The sequence below is a fragment of the Prevotella sp. Sow4_E9_plate genome (assembly GCF_052116205.1).
Classification (GTDB): Bacteria; Bacteroidota; Bacteroidia; order Bacteroidales; family Bacteroidaceae; genus Prevotella.
The window spans coordinates 1-4,816 of sequence record NZ_JBQKLN010000086.1 but is presented as its reverse complement, the minus strand read 5'-3'; the positions used below and the strand labels follow the sequence as shown (position 1 = coordinate 4,816).

Genomic DNA, 4,816 nt, shown 5'->3' with positions numbered 1-4,816 from the left:
AAGGACATTGATGCTTGGACTACCGAGCACTTGTCCAAAAACTGGGTGACAGAACGAACCAAAACACTCAAACAAGTGAGTTAATATTGGAACATAGAACTGGACACCCTATAAAATTAATCTATTATTGTTTTGTGAAAAAATAAACGTATAAAGGATTAGCAAGAACATTCTTTCGAAAGCTCTTGCTAACCTAATTATTGTATAAAAAAATCTAATAAAATTTCAGTTTGTGTTTTTCAAGAAAGTAAATAGACCTTTCCTTATTTTTCTTCGAATAGGTTCAGAGGTTTTTGAGGAATGATATGCTCAATAAACTCAACTATACGATATGACTTATTCTCGTATGCACGATATTCCTTGTTATACCTCTGCACTCTTCTGAGTTTCACTTTGATGGCATCTCCTTTACCAAATCTCTCACCTTCATCAATTTTCTGCATCAAAGCATCATCTTTGACTATCATGGAGATTTTAAATCCATTATACATGAATTGCCAGCGAGAACCACGTTCAAAGTTTAAGCCAACTATGACAAGAGTTGTGATTTCCTCCTCAATTCTTTCCTCTGGCACAGCATCTTCCGTATCAAATCCATCATAAATATAATCCTCAAATTCCTTACGCTCAAATTCAGCACATTTCTCACCACCATCACCTTTGACAGTGAAGCCTTCCACACTTGGATCATCATTTGCTGTTTCCATTGATTTAGAGACTGCTTGTCTTACAATTTGCTGATTATAAGTATTAATCGTGATATTTACATTATCTCCCATTTTAAGAATTGTATCAGCATTTTTCTTCTCCTCTTTAGTCTTGACAGGCCTACCTTTGAAATGCTTATATAGCTTATATACACCACCTACTACACCACACAAAGCAGCCACGTATTCTACAACATCTTTTGAGAACAATTGTTCTACAATATTCTGTGCCACAGATACATCTACCACGAAAGAGCCTTGCTTCAAGGCATTCACCTTAAGCGTAACCTCACGAGCGCCCCCACTGAGTTGCTTGTTAGCCTCAGTGACAACAGATTGATAGTGAATCAAAATATTCACTAGAGTATTGGCATCAATACTATGAGTCTGTCCTTCAAATTCTAGTTGCATAGTCTTATGTTTCATTTATAACGTTTCTGCAAAGATAAGGATAATTTAATGAACTCACATCATTATCCTATCACTTTTAACAGTATTTATCCGAAAATTCGCTCAAAACGATTTTTCATATATCTTCATCAGCTTCTCATAGTAAGCTTCACTAGAATACCTCTCGATGGCATTCTTCGCAATCGCCTCATAGTCGAAGTGATGTTCAAACATCTTGAGGATTTTATCCTTTAAATCCTCAACATCACCCGACGTGAAGGTCATACCGCTCACACCTTCCTCTATCAGTTCCGGAATACCACCAATATTTGCACCTAAAACAGGCGTGCCAAGGCTTTGTGCCTCAATCACGGTGAGAGGATTGTTCTCGCTACATTCCGATGACAACACCATAAATTTCGCCTTTTGGAGGATAGGCATAAACTCCTCCCATTGCATCTGTCCCTTAAACTCTATATGAGGACAGTTCCTATAGGTGTCCTTGAGTTCAGGAAGCAACTCACCACCGCCAATCACGATAAGCTTCTTATTGAGCTGGGCAGCCGCCTTACACAAGGTTCTCACGCCTTTCATTTCACTCACACGTCCCAAGAAAGCATAATAATCACCTTTTATCAATGGTATTTGAGAAATTGGCGGAAGCCTAGTCACATCAATGAAATTACAGAGCACTCTGAACTTCTCTGGCGAATACCCACCCTTTACACAGGTATCCATCATAAACTTTGATGGTGGTAGGAACAAGTCCACATACTTTGGAAGTATATTACAGTTCCATTTTTTAGCCTCAAGATAGCCGACGATTGCCCCAGGGATACTTCCCGGCATACAGCGATGCTTCACCACTGCCAGTTTATCCGTAAAGCACTCCTCGCACCACTTGCCATCTCTCATGCAAGTATAGCAAGGACAAACGAGTTTGGAATCATGCAATGTCCAAACCACCTTTGCCCCGTATTCATGCGCCAACTTAGCAATCAGCGGAGAAAGCTGCGTATGGATATTATTCAGATGCACCACATCAGGCTTGAAGTCATTCAGCAGTTGCGAGAACTTGCTCTTCACTTCCCCATCACCAAACGGACGGGTAAAAGCCATCAATTTGCTCATATCCTTTGGAAAGTATTTCTTCCAAGGCGTATCCAGATTCTCCGGATAGTCCATGGCAAAAACCGCTACCTCATGCCCATAGGCCTTCAGCAGCTTTTCCAGATTGAGCATATAAATACAATCACCGCCACGGCGGTAATAAAACTTGTTTGCTAATAAAATCTTCATAAAAAATGTATTTGTAAAGTACAAACGCCTAACTACTCTTCTATCACAACATTAATTACACCATTGATACTATCAATATGTTTCGAATCAATAATGCGATATTGAATTTGAAAATTACCACACGTTTCTTTATCTATATATATACCATCCATTTCTTCTAGAGAATGAACTACATGATGGTTTACAGCAGAGGTTATGTAAGAAAAATCTCTCTTGTTGTTATCATCATCCAAGTTCCATATCTTTACGAAATTACCTCCAGAAGGAGATGGAGACATCAGTCGCATTGATTCTTGGAGTCTTGGATCTGTAAATGGAGAATATGCAGGAGGAACCATAGGCTTATCTACATCCACATTCTTCTTGGATCTATCTGTATACAATTTTATTCCATCTGGAAATTTAACAAAGATATTTATATTTCCTGTTTCATCAGTTCCTTCATTACCCAAAGAAAACGAAAGTTCAAACATTCGTTCATCGAGCATTTTTTTCTCCAAAAGAACACGATAATACTTTTCCTCTCTATCGTAATAAGAATCCATATAAGTATTATAGATTTTAACACCATCAGTGTCTATAATGGAACAACCTTCGAAGACGGAACTAAAAGGAGTAGTATCCTTAGTTATCGATGGAAGTTCTTTATATGGATGTTGAGAACGAATTATCTGCATGTGCTTTGCTAATTCTTTCTCAATATCAAGAATTGGAGAACGTTTTATTTTCAAACAGACCTTTTCTTTATTGAGTAACACCACAGGCTTAGACATTCGATTCTTATAAGCTGCTATCTCTTTTTTGCATCTTTCTAATTCCTTCTCCTCTTCACTAAGTTCCTCTTTTAAGAGAAACTCATCCGGCATTTTGAGGAAACGTAGCCCATGGGCTTTTGCCTTGATTAAAATCGGATTATCATAACTTACGACAACTACTTTTTCTTTAGGATAATCAGAAGCCAAAATTCCCATTAATATTTGGTCATCTTGAGATGATGGATTAAACTTAGCTCGGACTTCATCAGGAAGTTTCTCTGGATAACTCATACAATAGCCTAAAGAAATTGAGAGATTTTTATCCCCTAAGAATACATCACCAAACAGTTTGCTTATTGCCTTAGCTTTCTTTTGGATTTTCCCTCTTGCACCATCCTTATGTTTATCGATTTCTCCAACAACAATATCTGATACTATTATTTTGAATTCAGTATCATCAACCAGATTACCCCATGGTATCTGCTCGAAATTTATAAAATGCAAGAATATGTTTGTATCAAGAAATAAATACTTCATTTTATCTTTATCTAGTTTATTTTAAGATGTATTCATGCCAGAATTATTTCAACCCAAACAACACTTTAGTAAAGTGAGTTTTGTTTAATACATATCGATGCAAGATTATAGGGCAAACAACACCACAACCAACAACAACAAAAGCATTGATAATAAACAGCACGTCATGTCCATCCGCAAAGAATGGGATTTTATGTACTACAGCCTTGGCAAAACCTTCAAAAGTAGTATGGAAAAGGTAGATGATATAGCTGGAAGAGGATACAACCATCAACCATTCGTTACTTTTGTGATTCCACTTTTCCATGAGAGAAGAAAGAGCCATTATTGCAGCGATTCCAAGATAAGGCAGTAACATTGAGATTTGCCCCCCATATCCATAAAATTCATACCCTCAGCGATAGCGAAAAATCCCAATATACACCACGCTGGGACCTTGCCGATAAAGGAAATTTGTTGCTTCCAATCGAAACCGACAACACCAAGCATAAAATACACCAACATATCTTGAAACTGTCTAAGGCAAAAATACTCAGGTAAGAAACTTGGCATATAATGCAATACTATAGCTGGGACTAACAACCCCAATCTCATTTGCTTAGTCTTAAACAAAGGGGAAATCACAAACATCCACCACAATGCCCAAATGAACCAAAGGAAATATCCCGCTTCTGGCAGATATAACATTTTCACATAAGACATCCACGTCACAGGATTCTCCACATAGTCATGTCCTTCAGTAAGCAGTTTTATAGTAATGACAATAGCAGATACCGATAAATACGGCACCATCAGCCTTTTTACTTTTTTCAAAAGGAAATCCTTATACGGAATATCCTTTTTCGTTGCCATATAAATAAAACCACTAGCAAACATAAACAAAGGCATGTGAAAAGTATAGATAACATCATGTACTCCTACATACCACTGGGGTGAGTAGTCTGGCACATAATGCCCTATTACTACTAATATAATACATATAGCTTTAGCTATATCGTAAGCATCCAACCCCTATAGCAATACAACTCCATCCCCAGTGTTTACTGGGGATACAGAGTATTTTAAGAAATTGGACTTTTCTGATTTTTAAACAGGTTTAACTAAAAGTGCCTCTGTCATCAAGGCATA

The 4,816-nt window shown here is 37.4% G+C and carries 5 protein-coding genes; all 5 read right to left on the bottom strand.

What is annotated here, in order from left to right; genetic code table 11:
• Positions 1 to 263: 263 nt before the first annotated feature.
• On the bottom strand, positions 264 to 1,133 hold the full coding sequence (locus ACTQ53_RS17080) for a hypothetical protein (protein WP_334564846.1): 870 nt from the start codon (positions 1,131 to 1,133) through the stop codon (positions 264 to 266).
• Positions 1,134 to 1,220: 87 nt separating this feature from the next.
• On the bottom strand, positions 1,221 to 2,396 hold the full coding sequence (locus ACTQ53_RS17075) for a glycosyltransferase (protein WP_441934474.1): 1,176 nt from the start codon (positions 2,394 to 2,396) through the stop codon (positions 1,221 to 1,223).
• A 32-nt stretch (positions 2,397 to 2,428) separates the two neighbouring features.
• Positions 2,429 to 3,688 (bottom strand): PIN domain-containing protein, encoded by a 1,260-nt coding sequence (locus ACTQ53_RS17070; protein ID WP_441934472.1) that lies wholly within the window; start codon positions 3,686 to 3,688, stop codon positions 2,429 to 2,431.
• A gap of 43 nt (positions 3,689 to 3,731) precedes the next feature.
• On the bottom strand, positions 3,732 to 3,995 hold the full coding sequence (locus ACTQ53_RS17065; protein WP_441934470.1) for a hypothetical protein: 264 nt from the start codon (positions 3,993 to 3,995) through the stop codon (positions 3,732 to 3,734).
• A gap of 17 nt (positions 3,996 to 4,012) precedes the next feature.
• Positions 4,013 to 4,696 carry an acyltransferase family protein gene (locus ACTQ53_RS17060; RefSeq protein ID WP_441934468.1) on the bottom strand — a complete coding sequence of 228 codons (684 nt, stop codon included), beginning with the start codon at positions 4,694 to 4,696 and terminating at the stop codon, positions 4,013 to 4,015.
• Positions 4,697 to 4,816 lie beyond the last annotated feature (120 nt).